General features: G+C 70.5%; 20 protein-coding genes. 8 read left to right on the forward strand and 12 right to left on the reverse strand.

Annotated features, from left to right (window positions below; genetic code table 11):
- Window positions 1–112: 112 nt before the first annotated feature.
- Window positions 113–1,297 (reverse strand): acyl-CoA dehydrogenase, encoded by a 1,185-nt coding sequence (locus AC3WPZ_RS19015; RefSeq protein WP_492440991.1) that lies wholly within the window; start codon window positions 1,295–1,297, stop codon window positions 113–115.
- Between the two features lie 100 nt (window positions 1,298–1,397).
- Between AC3WPZ_RS19015 and AC3WPZ_RS19020 the strand changes: the two genes are divergently transcribed.
- Entirely contained in the window at window positions 1,398–2,288 is an 891-nt protein-coding gene (locus tag AC3WPZ_RS19020; protein WP_492440993.1) for a LysR family transcriptional regulator, read from the forward strand.
- Between the two features lie 23 nt (window positions 2,289–2,311).
- The gene (gene msrA, locus AC3WPZ_RS19025; protein ID WP_488929145.1) at window positions 2,312–2,848 is read left to right on the forward strand and encodes a peptide-methionine (S)-S-oxide reductase MsrA; all 537 of its coding nucleotides are present in this window, start codon (window positions 2,312–2,314) and stop codon (window positions 2,846–2,848) included.
- 15 nt (window positions 2,849–2,863) lie between these two features.
- Here the strand turns inward: msrA and AC3WPZ_RS19030 are convergent, their stop codons facing one another.
- The 9 genes from AC3WPZ_RS19030 to AC3WPZ_RS19070 all read right to left on the reverse strand — a co-directional run bounded on the left by AC3WPZ_RS19030 (window position 2,864) and on the right by AC3WPZ_RS19070 (window position 12,435).
- On the reverse strand, window positions 2,864–3,415 hold the full coding sequence (locus tag AC3WPZ_RS19030; protein WP_444688227.1) for a fasciclin domain-containing protein: 552 nt from the start codon (window positions 3,413–3,415) through the stop codon (window positions 2,864–2,866).
- A 90-nt stretch (window positions 3,416–3,505) separates the two neighbouring features.
- A complete protein-coding gene (locus AC3WPZ_RS19035) occupies window positions 3,506–4,393 on the reverse strand; it encodes an EamA family transporter (protein ID WP_382159865.1) in 888 nt (295 codons plus the stop codon).
- A gap of 61 nt (window positions 4,394–4,454) precedes the next feature.
- Window positions 4,455–5,483 (reverse strand): FecCD family ABC transporter permease, encoded by a 1,029-nt coding sequence (locus tag AC3WPZ_RS19040; protein ID WP_492440996.1) that lies wholly within the window; start codon window positions 5,481–5,483, stop codon window positions 4,455–4,457.
- Window positions 5,480–6,709: an ABC transporter substrate-binding protein gene (locus AC3WPZ_RS19045; protein ID WP_492440998.1), complete on the reverse strand. Its 1,230-nt coding sequence runs from the start codon at window positions 6,707–6,709 to the stop codon at window positions 5,480–5,482. Before AC3WPZ_RS19045 ends, AC3WPZ_RS19040 begins: the two co-directional genes overlap by 4 nt.
- The gene (locus AC3WPZ_RS19050) at window positions 6,706–7,683 is read right to left on the reverse strand and encodes an ABC transporter ATP-binding protein (protein ID WP_492441000.1); all 978 of its coding nucleotides are present in this window, start codon (window positions 7,681–7,683) and stop codon (window positions 6,706–6,708) included. Before AC3WPZ_RS19050 ends, AC3WPZ_RS19045 begins: the two co-directional genes overlap by 4 nt.
- On the reverse strand, window positions 7,683–9,797 hold the full coding sequence (locus tag AC3WPZ_RS19055; RefSeq protein ID WP_492441002.1) for a TonB-dependent siderophore receptor: 2,115 nt from the start codon (window positions 9,795–9,797) through the stop codon (window positions 7,683–7,685). The genes AC3WPZ_RS19050 and AC3WPZ_RS19055 overlap by 1 nt, the downstream gene beginning before the upstream one ends.
- 34 nt (window positions 9,798–9,831) lie before the next feature.
- Complete coding sequence (locus AC3WPZ_RS19060) at window positions 9,832–10,779, reverse strand: metal ABC transporter substrate-binding protein (protein ID WP_492441004.1); 948 nt, start codon at window positions 10,777–10,779, stop codon at window positions 9,832–9,834.
- A gap of 16 nt (window positions 10,780–10,795) precedes the next feature.
- Complete coding sequence (locus AC3WPZ_RS19065) at window positions 10,796–11,665, reverse strand: metal ABC transporter permease (RefSeq protein WP_382323668.1); 870 nt, start codon at window positions 11,663–11,665, stop codon at window positions 10,796–10,798.
- The gene (locus tag AC3WPZ_RS19070; protein ID WP_492441006.1) at window positions 11,662–12,435 is read right to left on the reverse strand and encodes a metal ABC transporter ATP-binding protein; all 774 of its coding nucleotides are present in this window, start codon (window positions 12,433–12,435) and stop codon (window positions 11,662–11,664) included. Before AC3WPZ_RS19070 ends, AC3WPZ_RS19065 begins: the two co-directional genes overlap by 4 nt.
- Before the next feature lie 86 nt (window positions 12,436–12,521).
- On the opposite strand from AC3WPZ_RS19070, the gene AC3WPZ_RS19075 reads away from it, so the two are divergent.
- The 6 genes from AC3WPZ_RS19075 to AC3WPZ_RS19100 are packed head-to-tail and all read left to right on the forward strand — an operon-like array spanning window position 12,522 to window position 16,690.
- Window positions 12,522–13,001: a Fur family transcriptional regulator gene (locus AC3WPZ_RS19075; RefSeq protein ID WP_382159846.1), complete on the forward strand. Its 480-nt coding sequence runs from the start codon at window positions 12,522–12,524 to the stop codon at window positions 12,999–13,001.
- Window positions 12,998–13,657, forward strand: coding sequence for an ABC transporter ATP-binding protein (locus tag AC3WPZ_RS19080; RefSeq protein WP_382323671.1), 660 nt, complete (start codon window positions 12,998–13,000; stop codon window positions 13,655–13,657). Before AC3WPZ_RS19075 ends, AC3WPZ_RS19080 begins: the two co-directional genes overlap by 4 nt.
- Window positions 13,654–14,877, forward strand: coding sequence for an FtsX-like permease family protein (locus tag AC3WPZ_RS19085; RefSeq protein ID WP_492441009.1), 1,224 nt, complete (start codon window positions 13,654–13,656; stop codon window positions 14,875–14,877). The genes AC3WPZ_RS19080 and AC3WPZ_RS19085 overlap by 4 nt, the downstream gene beginning before the upstream one ends.
- A 4-nt stretch (window positions 14,878–14,881) precedes the next feature.
- The gene (locus AC3WPZ_RS19090; protein WP_382323673.1) at window positions 14,882–15,121 is read left to right on the forward strand and encodes a hypothetical protein; all 240 of its coding nucleotides are present in this window, start codon (window positions 14,882–14,884) and stop codon (window positions 15,119–15,121) included.
- 29 nt (window positions 15,122–15,150) lie between these two features.
- Complete coding sequence (locus AC3WPZ_RS19095; protein ID WP_492441011.1) at window positions 15,151–15,705, forward strand: DUF3299 domain-containing protein; 555 nt, start codon at window positions 15,151–15,153, stop codon at window positions 15,703–15,705.
- A gap of 28 nt (window positions 15,706–15,733) precedes the next feature.
- Window positions 15,734–16,690, forward strand: a complete 957-nt coding sequence (locus tag AC3WPZ_RS19100; RefSeq protein WP_444688224.1) for an AEC family transporter — start codon at window positions 15,734–15,736, stop codon at window positions 16,688–16,690.
- 15 nt (window positions 16,691–16,705) lie between these two features.
- Here AC3WPZ_RS19100 and AC3WPZ_RS19105 read toward each other — a convergent pair whose 3' ends face one another.
- On the reverse strand, window positions 16,706–17,155 hold the full coding sequence (locus AC3WPZ_RS19105; protein WP_382163694.1) for a hypothetical protein: 450 nt from the start codon (window positions 17,153–17,155) through the stop codon (window positions 16,706–16,708).
- A gap of 5 nt (window positions 17,156–17,160) precedes the next feature.
- Window positions 17,161–17,691 carry a GNAT family N-acetyltransferase gene (locus AC3WPZ_RS19110; protein WP_492441013.1) on the reverse strand — a complete coding sequence of 177 codons (531 nt, stop codon included), beginning with the start codon at window positions 17,689–17,691 and terminating at the stop codon, window positions 17,161–17,163.
- Window positions 17,692–17,748: the final 57 nt, after the last annotated feature.

The following is a 17,748-nucleotide window of genomic DNA, read 5'->3' on the forward strand; positions in this document are numbered from 1 at the left end:
GGTCAGGGGCGTGGGGGCAGACATGGGGTTTTAATGACCGGTGGGTTAGTAATATACCCCACCCCCCATATCCGACGGCACCGGAGGGCCCTTGGCCCCCCGCGGGCCGTGCTCAGGAAAACGCCTGGATGCCGGTGATCGCGCGGCCCAGGATGAGGGCGTGGATGTCGTGCGTGCCCTCGTAGGTGTTGACCACCTCCAGGTTCACCAGGTGGCGCGCCACGCCGAATTCGTCGCTGATGCCGTTGCCGCCCATCATGTCGCGCGCCAGGCGGGCGATGTCCAGCGCCTTGCCGCAGCTGTTGCGCTTGAGGATGGAGGTGATCTCGACGGCGGCCGTGCCCTCGTCCTTCATGCGGCCGAGGCGCAGGCAGCCCTGCAGGCCCAGGCTGATCTCGGTCAGCATGTCGGCCAGTTTTTTCTGGATCAGCTGGTTGGCCGCGAGCGGGCGGCCGAACTGCTGGCGGTCCAGCACGTACTGGCGGGCGCGGAAGTAGCAGTCTTCCGCCGCGCCCAGCGCGCCCCAGGCGATGCCGTAGCGCGCGCTGTTGAGGCAGGTGAACGGGCCCTTCAAGCCACGCACCTCGGGGAAGGCGTTCTCTTCGGGGCAGAACACCTCGTCCAGCACGATCTCGCCGGTGATGGAGGCGCGCAGGCCCACCTTGCTGTGGATGGCCGGGGCGCTCAGGCCCTTCATGCCCTTGTCCAGGATGAAGCCGCGGATCGCGCCTTCATCGTCCTTGGCCCAGACCACGAACACGTCGGCGATCGGCGAGTTGGTGATCCACATCTTGGCGCCGGAGAGGCTGTAGCCGCCGGCCACTTTCTTGGCGCGCGTGACCATGCTGCCGGGGTCGGAGCCGTGGTTGGGTTCGGTCAGGCCGAAGCAGCCGATCCACTCGCCGGTGGCCAGCTTGGGCAGGTACTTCTGCTTCTGCGCCTCGGAGCCGAATTCGTTGATCGGCACCATCACCAGCGAGCTCTGCACGCTCATCATGGAGCGGTAGCCCGAGTCCACGCGCTCCACTTCGCGCGCCACCAGGCCGTAGCAGACGTAGTTCAGGCCGCTGCCGCCGTAGGCCTCGGGGATGGTCGGACCCAGCAGGCCGAGGGCGCCCATCTCGCGGAAGATGGCGGCGTCGGTCTTCTCATGGCGGAAGGCCTCGGTCACGCGCGGCAGCAGCTTTTCCTGGCAGTAGCTGTGGGCGGCGTCGCGCACCTGGCGCTCGTCGTCGCTCAGTTGCTGGTCGAGCTGGAACGGGTCTTCCCAGCTGAAGCGGGCTTTGGGGGTGCTCATGCTTGTCTCCGGTGTTCGGGTGGCGATGCGGCGATTGTCGACGGCTGATGAATATCTGTCTAATATCGTTGGTGTATTCATCCATATATATTTCAGATTCATGGAATTCCGCCACCTGCGCTATTTCCTCGTGCTGGCCGAAGAGCTGCACTTCGGCCGCGCGGCCCAGCGCCTGGCCATCACGCAGCCGCCGCTCTCTCTCAACATCCAGCAGCTGGAGGCCTCGGTCGGGGCGCAGCTGTTCACGCGCAACAGCCGCGGCGTGCAGCTCACGGCCGCGGGCCAGGCCTTCGTGCCGGCCGCGCGGGCCTTGCTCGACCAGGCAGGCCAGGCCGCGCGCGAGGCGCGCGAGGTGGCCCAGGGCCTGGTGGGCAGCCTGCAGATCGGGTTCGCCGGCACGGTGCTGTACCGGGGGCTGCCGCAGATCCTGCAGGGGTTCGCGGCGCGCCATCCGCGCCTGCGGCTGGTGCTGCGCGAAATGAGTTCGAGCGACCAGTTGATCGACCTCATGCACGAGCGGCTGGACCTGGGCTTCGTGCACACCACGCGCGTGCCGGCGAGCTTCTCGCAGATCCTGGTGTCGAGCCAGCCCTTCGTGGCCTGCCTGCCGGTGGGGCACGCGCTGGCGCGCCGGCGCCGCCTGCCGCTGGTCCAGCTGCAGGGCGAACCGTTCGCGGTGGTGTCGCGCGCGGTCTCGCCCGATTACCACGAGCGCATCCTGGGCCTGTGCGCCGATGCGGGCTTCTCGCCCGAAATCCGCTACGAGCTGCGGCACTGGCTCAGCGTGGTGTCGCTGGTCTCGCAAGGCCTGGGCGTGGCGCTGGTGCCGGCCGCGCTGCAGCAGGCCGGCCTGCCCGGCGCGGTGTTCGTGCCGCTGGATGTGCAGACCCCGCCGTATGAAACGCACTGTCTCTGGAAGACCGACCGCGATCAGGCGGCGCTGGCGGCATTCCTGGACGCGGTGCGGGCCTTTGCCCAGCCATTACAGTGAGGCGTCAACCCATGGAGAACACGATGAGCGACAAACAGGTGCTGGTGCTGGGCGGTGGCTGCTTCTGGTGCACCGAGTCCGTCTACAAGGAAGTGACCGGGGTGACCGATGTCGAGTCGGGCTACAGCAACGGCCAGGTCGAGCGGCCGAGCTACGAGATGGTGTGCACCGGCACCACCGGCCACAACGAGGTGGTGCGCCTCGAGTACGACCCGACGCAGGTGACCACGCGCGAGATCCTGGAGATCTTCTTCGTGATCCACGACCCGACCACGCTCAACCGCCAGGGCAACGACGTGGGCACGCAGTACCGCAGCGGCATCTACTTCACCACGGCCGAGCAGCAGCGGGTGGCGCAGGCGCTGATCGACGAGCTCACCCAGGACAACGCCTTCGGCAAGCCCATCGTCACCGAGCTCAAGCCCCTGCTCAACTATTGGCCGGCCGAGGCCTACCACCAGGACTTCTTCGAGCGCAACCCGCACCAGGGCTATTGCATGGCGGTGGCCGCGCCCAAGGTGGCGAAATTCCGCAAGACCTTCGCCCGCCTGGCGAAGTAGGTCCTGCGGGGCCCATCACTTCGGCATCAGCACCTTGTCCACGACGTGGATCACGCCGTTGGACTGGTAAACGTCGGCGATGGTCACGGTGGCCACGCCGCCTTTTTCATCCGTCACCGTGACCTTGCCGCCGGCCGACTTGGCCACCAGCGTGCCGCCGGCCACGGTCTTGATCGAGGCCATGCCCTTGCCGTCGGCGATCATCTTGGCGATGGCCGCGGCGTCCCATTTGCCGGGCACCACGTGGTAGGTCAGGATGCCGGTGAGCATGCCCTTGTTCTCGGGCTTGAGCAGGGTGTCCACGGTGCCGGCGGGCAGGGCGGCGAAGGCGGCATTGGTGGGCGCGAACACGGTGAACGGGCCGGGCGACTTGAGCGTGTCCACCAGGCCGGCGGCCTTCACGGCGGCCACCAGCGTGGTGTGGTCCTTGGAGTTGACCGCGTTGTCGATGATGTCCTTGCTGGCCAACATGGGCGCGCCGCCGACCATGACTTGCGCGAAGGCGCCGAGGGATGCGGTGCCGATGGCCAGGGCCAGAACGGTCTTGCTGAGGGTCTGCGTGATCATGGAATCTCCTTGGGTTGAAGCCGGAACTGCGGCTGAAGGAGATACGCAGCGCGACCCCGCACTGGATTCAAAAAAGACCCGGCGATGGGCTCAGGCCGGTTTCGCGCGGCCCCACCGGGCCTGCAGCAGCGGCCAGCAGACGATCACCGCCAGGCCCAGCAGCACCAGCGCGGCCGCGCCGAGTTTCCAGCCGGGCAGCGACTCGCCCAGGGACAGGGCCGAGGCGCCCATGCCGAACACCGGGATCAGCAGCGCCAGCGGCGTCACCGTGGCCGCCGGGTGGCGCGCCAGCAGCCAGTTCCACACGCCGTAGCCGAACAGCGTATTGCCCACCGCCTGCCACAGCACGCTGGCCCACACCAGCCCGTCCGCGTGTTGCAGGCTGCTCGCGATGGCCTGCGGGCCTTCGACGAACCACGACAGCGCGAACAGCGGCGGCACCGCGAACACGCTGCTCCAGACCATGAAGTGCAGCATGTTCACCGGCCCGAGCGACTTCACCACCAGGTTGGCGAGCGACCAGAAGAAGGCCGCGCTCAGCACCAGGCCCATGCCCAGCAGGGTGACCGAGGCGTCGAGGTTGGCCGCGATCACGCCCAGGCCGGCCAGCGCCAGCAGCAGGCCCGCGACCTGGAAGCCGCGCACGCGCTCGCCCATGATCCACAGCGACAGGCCGATGGTGAAGAACACCTGCAGCTGCACCACCAGCGACGCCAGGCCCGGCGAGATGCTGCTGCGGATCGCCAGGAACAGCAGGCCGAACTGGCCCACGCCCAACAACACGCCGAAGGCGGCGATCTTGCGCCAGGGCGCGGTCGGTCGCGGGATGAACAGCAGCCAGGGCAGGGCCGAGAGCGCGAAGCGCAGCGTGGCGAACAGGAAGGGCGGCAGACCGTCCAGGCCCCAGCGGATCACCACGAAGTTCGTGCCCCAGACGAACACCACCGAGAGGGCGAGGAGCAGGTGGGTGATGGGCACGGCGTGGTGTGAAGCGGGGAGACCGGCAGTGTAGCCAGCGGCCCGCCACCTGCCTGCGCGCTCAGTGCAATGCCCGTGTGCGGTAGAGGAGTAACAGGGCCACGGGCGCGCCGACCAGGCCGATCACCGCGTTGAGGTGGAACACGTGGCGGCTCCAGGGCAGGTGCAGCACCAGGTCGGCCGCCAGGCCCAGCACCGCGCCCACCAGACCGGCGGCCGGCAGCAGCACGCGGTGGTCGGCGCTGCGCATCAGCGCGCGCGCCACCTGCGCGGCCACCAGGCCGAGAAAAGCCACCGGGCCGCAGAAGGCCGTCACCAGCCCGCTCAGCCACGCGGTGGCGAGCAGCGCGCCGCGCTTGACCAGGGTCACGCGCATGCCCATGGACGCGGCATAACGCTCGCCCAGCAGCAGGCCGTTGAGCGGCTTCACCAGCAGGCCGCCCGCGAGCAGGCCGACCAGCACGCCGGGCATGAGGATCTGCAGCTGCTGGCGCGTGGCGCCGGCAAAGCTCGCGTCGTCCCAGGCCTTGAAGGCGCGCGCCTGGGTCTCGTCGATGAAGTGCATCGACACGCTGATGAGGCCGATGGCGAGGTAACCCAGCATCAGACCGATGATGAGCAGCGTGACGGTGCCGACCCGGCGCGACAGGCTGGCCAGCAGCGCGAGCACCGCCACCGAGCCGGCCACCGAGGCCAGCGCCAGGCCGATGTCGCCGGTGAGGCCGAAGCGCAGCAACAGCGCGTTGCCGGCCACGCCCGCGACCGTCACCAGCAGGGCGCTGCCCAGCCGCGCGCCGTGCACGATGCCGAGCACGAAGGGGTCGGCCAGCGGGTTGCGGAACAGGGTCTGCAGCAGCAGGCCGGCCACCCCGAGCGCCGCGCCGGAGCACAGCGCGTTGAGCGCGCGCGGCAGGCGAAAGCCGAGCACGATGTCGCGCCACACCGGATGGGCGGTGCCGCCGGACAACACGTCGAAGACCGCGGCCAGCGGGATGGCGACCGAGCCGAGCGAGAGTTCGGCCACGAACAAGGCCAGCATCAGCAGGGTCATCGCCGCGAATCTGGCGGGGGTGAGCGGGGTGGTGGTCATGGCAGTCGGCGCAGGAAAGGGGTGTCGGTCACGAGGGGCGGCAGGGGCAGGCCCGGGTGCAGCGCCCGGATGGCTTCGGCCAGCTGCACATGGGGCCGGGTCATGCCCTGGTCCTGGAAGGGGTAGGCCCAGGCGCCGGTGTAGCCCTGGTCCCAGGCGAACACGCGGCCTTCGCGCGCGGCGCGGAACCAGCCGTGCAAGGGGTTGGCGTCGACCAGGGTGGCCACGCTGGCCTGGCCGCCCAGCGTGCCGAGCCAGACCGGCGCATCGGCCGCTCGCGCGTAGACCTTCTCGAATCGTTCGAACACCAGGCTGCTGCTGCGCGCGTCGTCCGCGAGCGCAAAGCGCCCGCCGGCGTCGTGGATCAGCCGGGCGCGCTGGTTGCGCCCGCCGAAGGTCTCGACGGTGTCGCGCCCGGCGGCGAAGCCGGCCATCACCAGGGGGCGGTCGGGCGCCGTGGCCGCCACGCCAGCCAACTGCAGGTACTGGGTCTCGATGCGGTCGAACCGCGCGTTGGCCAGGGCCTCGCGGTTGGTCAGCAGGGCCAGCAGCTTGAGCCACTCGGCGCGGCCCAGCGGGTGGGTCTCGTGGTGGTCGGCCTGCGCGATCGCGCGCACACCCAGCTCCCACAGGCGCGGGTGCATGTTGCCCTGCGGGTAGGCGGAGTAGAAGCTCAGGTACACATCGGCCTGCACCGCCATCACCGATTCGATGGAGGCGTGGCCGTAGCCCCACATGTCGTGCACCAGGCCTTGCGCGATGCGCTCGCGCACCGCCGGCACGGTGGCGCTGCGCGTGTTTTCGGCCCCGTACAGCCGGTCCACCAGGCCCAGCTCGTCGAGTGCGCCCAGCATGGCGGCGTTGCCGGTGACCAGCCTCTGTATCGGCACTTGAATCACCTGCTCGTGCGGCCCGTGCGCGGGCACCGGTGTGCCGCACTGCACCAGCAGGTAGTCCAGCGTTTCGCCGGTGCCCACGCTGGGCGTGAAGCGCACGCGTTTGTAGTGCGGGCCGTAGCTCACCTGCAACTGCACCGAGTGGGTGAAGGCGGTCTTGTGCGGAAACAGATCCACGCCCGGGCGGTGCTCGGCCACGCAGGCGGCGTCGAGGTTGTCGCTCAGGCTGTCCACGCCCACCACCACCGAGGGCCAGGCCGCGCGCGGCGGCGGTGCGATCTGCATGCAGCCGCACAACAGCAGCAGCGGTATCAGCTGCAGGCGCCTCATGCTTGGCCGCCGAGCGCGTCCACCAGGGCGCCCAGGCTGGTGAAGGGCCTCGGCGTTTCGCCGCGCTGGCTCAGGGTGTAGACGCCGTGTGCCACCACGTGCACGGTCTGCGCGGCCTCGGGGTCGTGCGCGCAGCCCGCACGCTGCAGCGCCCGCCGTGCCCAGGCCGCCGCCATGCCCTCGCCTTCGAGGCGGATGCCGCGTGCCGCGCTGCGGCCCACGCGCAGCTCGGCGCGCTCCAGGTCGAAGGCCAGGCCCTCGGCGGCGAAGCTGGCGGCCAGGGTGCCGTCCAGCGCGAGGTCTTCGGGCGCGCCGGCGTGCAGGCGGCGCTGGCCGTCGATCAGCCAGAGCGCATCGGCGTGGCGCAGCGCGAGTTCGAGGTCGTGCGTGGACAGCAGCACGGCCAGACCTTGTTCGCGCGCCAGCGCCAGCAGCAGGTGCATGGTCTCGATGCGGCGCGGCAGGTCGAGAAAGGCGGTCGCTTCGTCCAGCACCAGCACGCGCGGCTGCTGCGCCAGCGCGCGGGCGATCAGCACCTTCTGGCGTTCACCGTCCGACATCTCGGCGACCAGCCGGTCCGCCAGCGCCAGCGCGCCGGCCTGTTGCAGCGCGGCCTGCACCGCGGCGTGGTCGGCCGCGCCGAGCCGACCGCCCCAGCCCAGGTGCGGATAACGGCCCAGGCAGGCCAGGTCGTGGCCGGTCATCTGAGCGACGTCGACGCGCTCGGTGAGCACCACCGCGAGCCGGCGCGCGCGCTCGGTCGCCGTGATGCGGTTCAGCGCCACCCCACCGAGCCGCACCTCGCCGGCGACGGCGGGCTGCATGCCGCACAGCGTGCGGATCAGGGTCGACTTGCCGGCGCCGTTGGCGCCGATCAGGCAGACGAAGCGGCCTGCGGGCAGCGCGAGGTCCAGCGGGCCGAGCAGGGCCTGGCCGCCGTGGCCGACCGTCAGGCCATGGGTGCTCAGGCCCATCAGAGCGCCATGGCGAAGCTGGCGAGCACGGTGCGCGGTGCGCCCGGGTAGGTCGGCACGAAGGCGCCGCCCGAGTCGTAATAGCGCTTGTTCCCCAGGTTCTGCAGCGCGAGCTGCAGCTTGTAACGCTGGCCGGCGCCGAAGCGGTAGGCCACATTGGCGTCCCAGCGCACGTAGGAGGGCAGCACGAAGCTGTTGGCGGTGTTGGCCTGGCGCTCGCCCACGTAGATCGCGCCCAGGCCCGCGCTCAGCCCCGCGGCGCGGCCGCTGAAATCGAAGGTGGTCCACAGGCTGGCGCTGCGGCGCGGTGCATTGGCCAGCAGGGTGCCCACCAGGCTGGCGTCGCTGTCGCGGCTGATCTGCGCCTTCAGCTCGGTGACGCTCGCCAGCAGGCGCCAGCGCGGCGTGATGCTGAACGGCACGTCCAGCTCCCAGCCCTGGCTGCGCTGCTCGCCGACCTGCAGCACGTGGTCGAAGTCGGTGGGGTCCGACACCAGGCCGTTGCGGCGGCGGATGTCGAACACCGCCAGCGTGGGCTCCAGGCGGCCGTCGAGCAGGCTGAATTTGGCGCCGACTTCCAGCTGCGTGCCGCGCGACGGCGCGGGCAGGCTGCCGTTGCGCAGCATGCCGCTGAAGGGCTCGGTGAGGAACGACTTCGACCCACTCGCGTACAGCGACACCGCGTCGCTCGGCGTCCAGGTCACGCCCAGGCGCGGCGAGAGCGCGTCGTCGCCGCGCGCCAGCGTGTCCGAGACCGGCAGGTAGTCGGCGCGCGCGAAGGTGCGCGAGCGGTCGTAACGCAGGCCGAACAGCACGCGCCACTGGTCACCCAGCTGCAGCTCGTCCTGCGCGTACAGCCCCACGTTGCGGCTGCGGTAGTTCGACGCGTCGTAGGGCACGAGCGGGCCGACCACGGTGGTGCCGTGTACTGGCTTGTACAAGTCGATCGGCAGGTTGGTCGGGAAACCGAAGGGGCCGACGTTGGCGTCGGCGCGGAAGTCCCAGGTGTCTCGATTGGCGTCGGCGCCCAACAGCACGCGGTGGCGCACGCCACCGGTCTCGAAGCGGCGCGAGACCTCGGCCAGGATCGAGAGGTCGGTCTGGTCGTCGATGCTGCGTTGCTGGCGACGGTTGACCTGCGGGTTGGGGGTGCCGGCGCCGGTGATGGGGCTGAAGCCGAAGGGGTACCAGAGCGCGTCGGTCTTGGCCGACGAGGCCTGCAGGCCCGCGTGCAGCTGCCAGCCGCTGTCCAGGCGGTGGTCGAGCACCAGCGAGGCCAGCGCGCTGTCATTTTTCAGCCTCGTGTCGGCTTCGGCGTAGTTGGTGTGGATGGGCACGCCGAGGAAGAGCGGGCTGTTGCCGAAGCCGCGGTCGAAGGCGCCGCGCTTGCGGCCGAGTTCGAGTTCGGCGGTCAGCGTGGTGTGCGGCGCGGGCCGCCAGCGGAACACCGGCGAGACGAACTGCGTTTCGGCGCCGACGAAGTCGCGAAAACTCTGGTTGTCCTGCCACGAGCCGGTGAGCCGGTAGCTCAGCGTCTCGCTGATCGGGCCGGTGCTGTCGACGGTGGCGCGGTAGAAGCGGTCGCTGCCGGCGGTCAGCTCGTAGCGTGTGCGCGCGGTGTCCTGCGGCTGCTTGGTCACCAGGTTGACCACGCCGCCGGGTTCGAAGCGGCCGTAGAGCGCCGAGGCCGGCCCTTTGAGCACCTCGATCTGTTCGATGTTGACCAGCTCGTCCACCGGGGCGAACACGCTGCGGCGAAAGCCGTTCTTGAGGTTGGCGGAAGTGGCGAAGCCGCGCAGGCGGAAGCGGTCGTTGCTGCCGCCCCAGCCCACCTGCGGCGTCAGGCCCGGCACGGTGCGCACGGCTTCGCCGAAGCTGGTGACGCCACGGTCTTCCATCAGCTCGCGCGTGACGGTCTGGATGGAGAAGGGCGTCTCCTTCACCGTGGTGTCGCTCTTGTTGGCCGTGGGCGCGACGATGGCGCGGTAGGCGCGTTCGCGCGTGTCGCTGATGGTGACGGTCTCCAGCGTGGGCACGGGCTCGGTCTGGGCCCAGGCGGCCATCGAGACGCTGGCCATCGCGCACGGGAGAAGGCGGAAAGCGGTAGGAAACATGCGGTGCTCGGCTTGATCGTGAAAGGGATGGTCCTCACTGCCCGCGCACGGCGGTGGTGAGTGCGCGGGTGTTGAAGCGCATCAGCTCGATGTAGCTCGGCGCCGCGCCGCCGGGCGCGGAGAGCGAATCGGAATAGAGCGCGCCCGAGGGCTTGACGCCGGTCTCGCGCGCGATCTGCTCGATCAGGCGCGGGTCCGAGATGCTCTCGACGAACAGGGCCTTGATCTGGTCCTGGCGGATCTGGCGCACCAGTTGCGCCACGCCCTTGGCCGAGGCCTCGCTCTCGGTGCTCACGCCCTGCGGCGCGAGAAAGCGCACCTGGTGGTCGCGCGCGTAGTAGCCAAAGGCATCGTGCGAGGTGATCACCTTGCGCTGCGCCACCGGGATCGGCGCCCAGGCCGCGCGGATCTCGGCCTCGAGCTCGTTGAGCCTGACCTCGTAGGCGCGGGCATTGCGGTTGTAGAGGTCGCAGCTGGCGGCGTCGGCCTGGCACAGGGCCTTGGCGATGTTGCGCGCGTACACCTTCACGTTGGCCACGCTCTGCCAGGCGTGTGGATCGGTCTCGTCGTGGCTGTGGCCCTTGTGGTGGTCGCCGTGGCCTTGCTCGGCTTCGCTCTTGAGCGGCGGGATGCCCTGGCTGACGGTCACCGGCCGACCCTTGTAGGCCGAGGTCTTGAGCAGGCGGCTCAGCCAGCCCTCGAAGCCCAGGCCGTTGGCGAACACCACCTGCGCCTGGCCGACCAGGCGCGCATGGGCCGGCGTGGGCTGGAACACGTGGGCGTCGGCACCGGGCCCGACCAGCACGTCGACCGCCACGCGGTCGCCGCCGACCTCTTTCACGATGTCGCCCAGGATGCTGAAGCTGGCGACCGCGCGCAGCGGCGCCTGCGCGTGCAGCGGCGGGGTGAGCGCGGCCAGGCCCAGCGCCAGCGCGGCGAGGGTGGTGAGGCGGCGGGGCAGGAAGGCGTTGGTGTGTGTCATGAGCAGGTCCTTGGTTTCAGGCTTTGAGGTGGGAAAGGGCGGGGCGCCGCTGGCGCAGCAGGCCGTGCGGCGCGAACAGCATCGAGAGCAGGTACATCGCGCCCAGGCTGAGCACGATCACCGGGCTGGTGGGCCAGTCGGCGTGGTACGAGACCAGCAGGCCGCTGGCGCTGGCGAACAGCGCGAAGGCCACGGCGCAGGCCAGCAGCGGCACGAGGCGGCGCACCCAGAAACGCGCGGTGGCGGCGGGCAGCACCATCATTCCGACCGCCATCAGCGTGCCCAGGGCATGGAAGCCGGCCACGAGATTGATCACCAGCAGCGTCAGAAAACCGAAATGCGCGGCCGCGCTCCAGCGGCTGGTGCCGCGCAGGAAACCCGGGTCCAGGCACTCCAGCACCAGCGGGCGGTACAGCACGCGCAAGGCCAGCAGCGTCACGAGTGCAATGCCGCCCAGCAGCGCCAGCGCGGCGTCGTCCAGCGCGAGCACGGTGCCGAACAGCACGTGCAGCAGGTCCACGCTGTTGCCACGCGTCGAGACGATCAGCACGCCCAGCGCGAGCGAGAGCAGGTAGAAGGCGGCCAGGCTGGTGTCTTCGCGCAGCACCGTGTGGCGCGCGACCAGGCCCGAGCCGACGGCGACCGCCAGACCGGCCGCGATGCCGCCCACCGTCATCGCGCCCAGCGACAGGCCGGCCACCAGGTAACCCAGCGCGGCACCGGGCAGGATCGCGTGGGCCATGGCATCGCCGGTCAGGCTCATGCGGCGCAGCATCAGGAACACACCGACCGGCGCGGCACTCACCGACAGCAGCACGCAGCCCAGCAGCGCGCGCTGCATGAAGCCGAACTCCAGAAACGGGTCGAGCCACAGCGCGCTGCTCATGCCGGCACCCCGTGGCCGGTGGCGCCACAGGCCTCGGCGCCGTCGTCGAACGGCTCCTGCAGCCGCAGGGCGCGGGCCCAGTGGTCGGCGGTCAGCACCTCGGCCGTTGGGCCCCAGGCCACGGGCTCGCGGGCCAGCAGCAGGGTGTGCGGAAAGTGCTCGCGCACCTGGGCCAGGTCGTGCAGCACCGCGATCACCGTCTTGCCCTGCGCATGCCAGCGGTGCAGCAGGACGAGCAGGTCGCGGGTGGTGCGCTGGTCGATCGCGGCGAAGGGCTCGTCGAGCAGCACCACCGGGGCGTCCTGCAGGATCAGGCGCGCGAACAGGGCGCGCTGCAGCTGGCCGCCGGAGAGCGTGTCGATCGCGCGCCGCTCGAAACCCAGCAGGCCGACCGCCGCCAGCGCCTCGTGGCAGGCGCGGCGGTGCGCGGCGCTGTGTCGCCCGAGCGCGCCCACCTCGTGCCACAGGCCGAGCAGGACCAGCTCCTGCACCGAGATCGGAAAACTGCGGTCGATCCCGCTGTGTTGCGGCAGGCAGGCCACGCGCTGGCGCGTGCCCAGACCGTCGATGCGCCCGCCGAGCGGTGGGAGCTGCCCGGCCAGCGCCTTCAGCAGGGTCGATTTGCCCGCGCCGTTGGGGCCGACCACCGCCACCAGCGCACCCGGTGGCAGCGTGAGCGAGAGTTGGTGCACGGCCGGATGGCGCTCGTAGCCCAGCGTGAGGTCGTGCAGCACGATGGCCGATGGGGCGGAAGCTTGAAGGTCGGGCACGGGGGGATTGCAGCTAAGATACTGCAACTGAATTGCGATAGTGCGTATGTTAACGCAACATAGTTGCATTTATGGAGACCCAAGCCATGTCGCCACGCCAGACCAAAGAACCGGTGGCTGTACCACCCCACATCCAGACCCGGCTGGAAGCCGCCGGCTTGCGCCGCACGCTGGCCACGCGCGCCGTGCTGGGCCTGTTCCTCGCGCAGCCGCACGGCGGGCTCACCCATGCGCAGGCGCTGAACGCGCTCACCGCGCGCGGGCTGGACATCAACCGCGTCACGCTCTACCGCCTGCTCGACCGCCTGGCCGCTTGCGGCGTGCTGCAACGCCAGACCGACGATCAGGCCCGCACCTGGCGCTTCAGCCTGGCGCCACTGGATCCGAACCCTGAGGAGGGCACGCCGCCGCGCTTCGAATGCGACGCCTGCCACCGGCAATTTCCGATGGCCGACGTGAGCGAGCTGGCCCGCGACCTGTTGCGCAGCCTCGCGCGCCAGGGCCACCGGGGCGAGCAGGTGGCGGTGCACGGCACCTGCGCGGACTGTCTGGAGCCCGCCGCGTGATCGAGTCCCGGGGCCTGCAATACGCCCACGCGGGCCAGGCGCCGCTGCGCATGGCCGATGTGTCGGTGGCGCAGGGTGGCACCCTGCTGCTGCGCGGGCCCTCGGGCAGTGGCAAGTCCACCTGGCTGGCGCTGGCCGCCGGCCTGCTCACGCCCGGCGCGGGCGAGATCGTGGTGGCCGGTCAGTCGGTGGGCGCCCTGCGCGGTGCGGCCCGCGATGCCTGGCGCGCGCGCCACATCGGTTTTCTGCCGCAGCAGCTGCACCTGAGCGACGCGCTCACGGTCGCCGACAACCTGGCGCTCGCGCACTTCGCCGCCGGCCTGCCGGTGGACCGCGCCGCCGTGGCCGAGGTGCTGGCGGCGCTGGACCTCGGCGCGCTGGCGAACCGCCGGCCCACCCAGCTCTCGGGCGGGCAGGCCCAGCGCGTGGCCCTGGCGCGCGCCGTGCTGCTGCGCCCGCGCGTGATCCTGGCCGACGAACCGACCGCGAGCCTGGACGACGACGCCTGCATGACGGCGCTCTCGCTGCTGCGCCGCAGCGCGAAGGCGCTGGACGCCACGCTCGTGATCGCCACCCACGACGCCCGCGTGCGCGACGCGCTGCCGCATGCGCAGGTGCTCACCTTCGTGGCAACCCGCCCGGAGCGCGTGGCATGAACGTGTTGTCCCTTTCCTGGCGCTACCTCTGGTCGCGCCCGCTGGCCACGGTGCTCAACCTCTTGCTGCTCGCGCTGGGCCTGGCCTCCATGGCCTTCGTGCTGATCGCGCGCGACCAGGTGGACCGCGCCTTCGAACGCGACCTCGCCGGCATCGATGCGGTGGTGGGCGCCAAGGGCAGCCCGATGCAGCTCATCCTCGCGGGCGTGTTCCACCTGGACGTGCCGCCCGGCAACATTCCGCTGGCCGAGGCCCGCCAGCTCGCGGAACACCCGCAGGTGGCGCAGCTCATCCCGCTGAGCCTGGGCGACAACCTGGGCGGCTTCCGCATCGTGGGCACCACGCACGACTACCCGGCCCACTACGGTGCCCGGCTCGCGCAGGGCGCGCTCTGGCAGGCGCCGCTGGAGGCCGTGCTGGGCGCACAGGTCGCCGCGCGCACGGGCCTGCAAGTGGGCCAGGCCTTCGAAGGCGCGCACGGCCTGGGCGTGGGTGGCAGCTCGCACGGCGAGACGCCGTACACCGTCACCGGCGTGCTCGCGCCCTGCGGCTGCGTGCTCGACCGGCTGGTGCTCACCGCTACCGAATCGGTCTGGCGCGTGCACGACGACATGCACGCCGGCGCGAACATGGACGAGGCCGAGCGCGCCGAGCTGGCCGAGGCGCTGGCGGCCGAGCGCGAGATCACGCTGGCCCTGATCCGCTACCGCACGCCGCTGGCGGCGGTGAGCTTCCCGCGCTTCATCAACCAGACCACCTCGCTGCAGGCCGCGGCGCCGGCGGTGGAGATCACGCGCCTGCTGAGCATGGTCGGTGTGGGCACGCAGGTGCTGCGCGGGCTGGCGGCCGTGCTTCTGGGCGTGGCCGGGCTGTCGGTGTTCATCGCGCTCTGGAGCGCGGTGCGCGAGCGCCGCGCCGACCTGGCCATGCTGCGCATGCTGGGCGCGCCGCCGCGGCGCGTGGCCGCGCTGCTGCTGTGCGAGGCGCTGTGGCTCGCGTTGCTGGCGTGCGCGCTGGGCCTGCTGGCCGCGCACGCGCTCACCGCCCTCATGGGCGAGATGTTGATGGCCCGGCATTCGCTGGCCATCACCGGTTGGCAATGGGTGTCGGGCGAAGCCTGGGTGCCCGTGCTGGCCTTGGGGGTGGCGGTGGTGGCGGCGCTCCTGCCGGCCCTCCATGCCTACCGTGTCGATGTCACTCAACTCCTGAATTCGAGGTAACACCATGAAGAAAACACTGTTCCTGTTCGCCGCCGCCCTGCTGTCCACCGCCGCGCTGGCCCAGCACTCCGACAAGGAGACCAGGGAAGACATCGCCCGCCACCGCGCCATGGCCGTGGCGCACGAAGGCGCGGCCAAGTGCCTGGAGGCCGGCAAGGGCGAAAAAGTCTGCATGCAGGAACTCGCGGTGGCCTGCAAGGGTCTGGCCCTGGGAAAATACTGCGGCATGCGCCACGCGCACTGACGGCCTGAACCCAACCGAGACGATTCCCCATGCGCCACCTGTTCCAAGCCTCCCGTTTCGCCGCGCTGCTCGTGATGGGTGGGGCCGTGCTGGTCGGTGCCGGGGCCCAGACCCTGAGCTCGCCGGTGCCGCCCGGCACCCCCTCGAGCCAGCCCTCGGGCCTGCCACACGGCCAGGGTGCGGGTGTGCACAGCCCGCTCAGCCCGTTCGCGCCCCTGCCCAGGCGCGGCGACGTGGTCGCCTGGTCGACGCTGACCGACATCACCACCAAGGTGGAGAACAAGCGCATCGTGCCGGTGTACCCGGCGCCGGTGGCCGAGCTGAACCAGAAGAGGCTGCGGCTGCAGGGCTTCATGATGCCGCTGGAGCCGGGCGAGAGTCAGCGTCACTTCCTGCTCGCCTCGGTGCCGCTGACCTGCGGTTTCTGCACGCCGGGCGGGCCCGAGAGCATGGTCGAGGTGCGCACCGCCAAGCCGGTGAAGTACAAGCTGGAGGCGGTGGTCGTCGAGGGCACCTTCCACGTGCTGCAGAACGACCCCTACGGCCTGTACTACCGCATCACCGGCGCCGTCGGCGTCGAATGACGCGCACGCCTGGCGATACCATCGCCGGGTGAACATCGCCAGCCACCCCGTCGTCGCCTCCCTCACCCCGGTCTTCATCCTGATCGGCCTCGGCTACCTGGCCGGGCGGCTGCAATGGATCCGCGATGCCGCGGTCAAGGACCTGTCCAACCTGGTCTTCCTGCTGCTCATCCCGGCCCTGCTGTTCCGCACCATGAGCTCGGTGCATTTCGAGGAACTCGACCTGCGGCCGATCGGCGCCTACTTCCTGGCCGCGCTGTCACTGCTGGCGGTGTCCATCGCCTGGCGGGGCTTCAACCGGGGCAGCGTGGTGCTGGCCCTGGCCGGCACCTTCTCCAACATGGTGATGCTGGGCATCACGCTGGTGGAACTGGCCTACGGCAAGAGCGCGCAGGTCACGGTGCTCACGCTGGTGTCGGTGCATGCGCTGATCCTGCTGACCACCGGTTCCATCGTGCTCGAACTCGCGGTGGCGCGCGAAGCCCGCGCGGGTGGCCAGCGCGCGCCGCACGTGCTGGCCACGGCGTGGTCGGCCTTCAAGGGCGCGCTCATCCACCCGATTCCCCTGCCCATCCTGTGCGGCCTGCTGTTCGCGCAGAGCGGCCTCACGCTGCCCACGGTGGTGGACCGGCCGTTGCAATTGCTGGGCAGCGCCTTCGGCCCGATTGCGCTGGTGCTGGTGGGCGTGACCCTGGCGCGCACACCCATGGCCGGCCACCTGCGCCAGGCCCTGTGGGTCAGCGTGTCCAAGAACCTGGTGCTGCCGCTGCTGGTGGGCCTGTGCGCCTGGGGCATGGGCATCACCGGCATGCCGCTGACCGTGATGGTGGTGGCCGCGGCCCTGCCGGTGGGGGCGAACGTGTTCCTGTTCGCCCAGCGCTACGAGGTGGCGCAGGAAGTCACCACCGCGGCCATGGGCCTGTCCACCGTGCTCGCGCTGTTCACGCTCAGCCTGGTGATGACCACCATGGCCTGGCTCAACTGAGCGCCGGGTGCTCGCTCACTGGCTGATCTTGCGGCCTTCTTCGACCTGGTACTCGAAGTAGCGCTGGAAGCCGAAGGCCAGGCTGCCCATCAGCGCGACCGTGCCCATCAGCAGCGCGGCCACGAGGGCGCCGATGGTCAGCCAGTTGGTGCCGCCCGAGACGGCGTCCGCCGGCAACTGGGGGTTGAACTGGCGGTTCCACTTCTCGCGGTCGGTCAAGGCATAGACGATGGCCATCAGGCAACTGGCGGAGATGGTCGCGCCGAGCAGCGGGATCAGCACCCACGAGAGCTTGTCGTCCTGCCCGTAGAGCAGCACGCGGTCCACGCCCCACAGGCCCAGCGCCGCCGGGATCGGGTGCAGCCAGCCCACCCAGTCGCCCAGGCCGCGCAGGTAGAAACGGTGTAGGCCGAGCATGCCGCCCAGCAGCGCCAGCCAGACCGCCAGCGTCTTGTTCTTGCGCATCATCGTCATGCGCCCTCGTTCGGCGGCGTGCTGTCACCGGCACCCAGGGTCTTCTGCATCAGCACGATGTCGAGCCAGCGGCCGAATTTCCAGCCGCACGACTGCACCACGCCCACGGGCTCGAAGCCCAGCGCCTTGTGCACACCGATGGAGCCGGCGTTGGCCGAATCGCCGATCACGGCCATCACCTTGCGCGTGCCGGCACGTTCCAGCGCGGCCAGCAGCTCGGCGAGCAGCGCGCGGCCCAGGCCCTGGCGGTGGGCCGCCGGGTCCATGTAGATCGAGTCCTCGACCGAAAAACGGTAGGCCGGGCGCGGCTTGAACCAGTTGCCGTAGGCGTAGCCCAGCACCTGGCCGCCTTCTTCTGCGACCAGCCAGGGCAGGCCCTTGCCCAGCACGTCGGCGCGGCGCGCCGTCATCTCGGCCAGGGTGGGCGGGGTGGTTTCGAAAGTGCCGGTGCCGTGCAGCACGTGGTGGCCGTAAATGCGGGTGATCGCGTCGAGGTCTTCGTCGCGGCTGGGGCGGATCAGGGGCATGGGTAGGGTGGGTCGCTCGGGAAGGGGGCTGGCAAAACCAGCGAACGGGCTATAATC

The sequence above is a fragment of the Hydrogenophaga sp. FW305-3-2-15-A-LB1 genome (assembly GCF_058787875.1).

Coding starts and splice junctions, on each gene's coding strand:
- AC3WPZ_RS19040 (WP_492440996.1), bottom strand. CDS start 5,483: ATGACCACCACCCCGCTCACCCCCGCCAGATTCGCGGCGATGACCCTG.
- AC3WPZ_RS19075 (WP_382159846.1), top strand. CDS start 12,522: ATGTCGCCACGCCAGACCAAAGAACCGGTGGCTGTACCACCCCACATC.
- AC3WPZ_RS19085 (WP_492441009.1), top strand. CDS start 13,654: ATGAACGTGTTGTCCCTTTCCTGGCGCTACCTCTGGTCGCGCCCGCTG.
- AC3WPZ_RS19110 (WP_492441013.1), bottom strand. CDS start 17,691: ATGCCCCTGATCCGCCCCAGCCGCGACGAAGACCTCGACGCGATCACC.
- AC3WPZ_RS19015 (WP_492440991.1), bottom strand. CDS start 1,297: ATGAGCACCCCCAAAGCCCGCTTCAGCTGGGAAGACCCGTTCCAGCTC.
- AC3WPZ_RS19050 (WP_492441000.1), bottom strand. CDS start 7,683: ATGGGCCTGAGCACCCATGGCCTGACGGTCGGCCACGGCGGCCAGGCC.
- AC3WPZ_RS19055 (WP_492441002.1), bottom strand. CDS start 9,797: ATGTTTCCTACCGCTTTCCGCCTTCTCCCGTGCGCGATGGCCAGCGTC.
- AC3WPZ_RS19045 (WP_492440998.1), bottom strand. CDS start 6,709: ATGAGGCGCCTGCAGCTGATACCGCTGCTGCTGTTGTGCGGCTGCATG.
- msrA (WP_488929145.1), top strand. CDS start 2,312: ATGAGCGACAAACAGGTGCTGGTGCTGGGCGGTGGCTGCTTCTGGTGC.
- AC3WPZ_RS19095 (WP_492441011.1), top strand. CDS start 15,151: ATGCGCCACCTGTTCCAAGCCTCCCGTTTCGCCGCGCTGCTCGTGATG.
- AC3WPZ_RS19090 (WP_382323673.1), top strand. CDS start 14,882: ATGAAGAAAACACTGTTCCTGTTCGCCGCCGCCCTGCTGTCCACCGCC.
- AC3WPZ_RS19060 (WP_492441004.1), bottom strand. CDS start 10,779: ATGACACACACCAACGCCTTCCTGCCCCGCCGCCTCACCACCCTCGCC.
- AC3WPZ_RS19030 (WP_444688227.1), bottom strand. CDS start 3,415: ATGATCACGCAGACCCTCAGCAAGACCGTTCTGGCCCTGGCCATCGGC.
- AC3WPZ_RS19065 (WP_382323668.1), bottom strand. CDS start 11,665: ATGAGCAGCGCGCTGTGGCTCGACCCGTTTCTGGAGTTCGGCTTCATG.
- AC3WPZ_RS19105 (WP_382163694.1), bottom strand. CDS start 17,155: ATGCGCAAGAACAAGACGCTGGCGGTCTGGCTGGCGCTGCTGGGCGGC.
- AC3WPZ_RS19020 (WP_492440993.1), top strand. CDS start 1,398: ATGGAATTCCGCCACCTGCGCTATTTCCTCGTGCTGGCCGAAGAGCTG.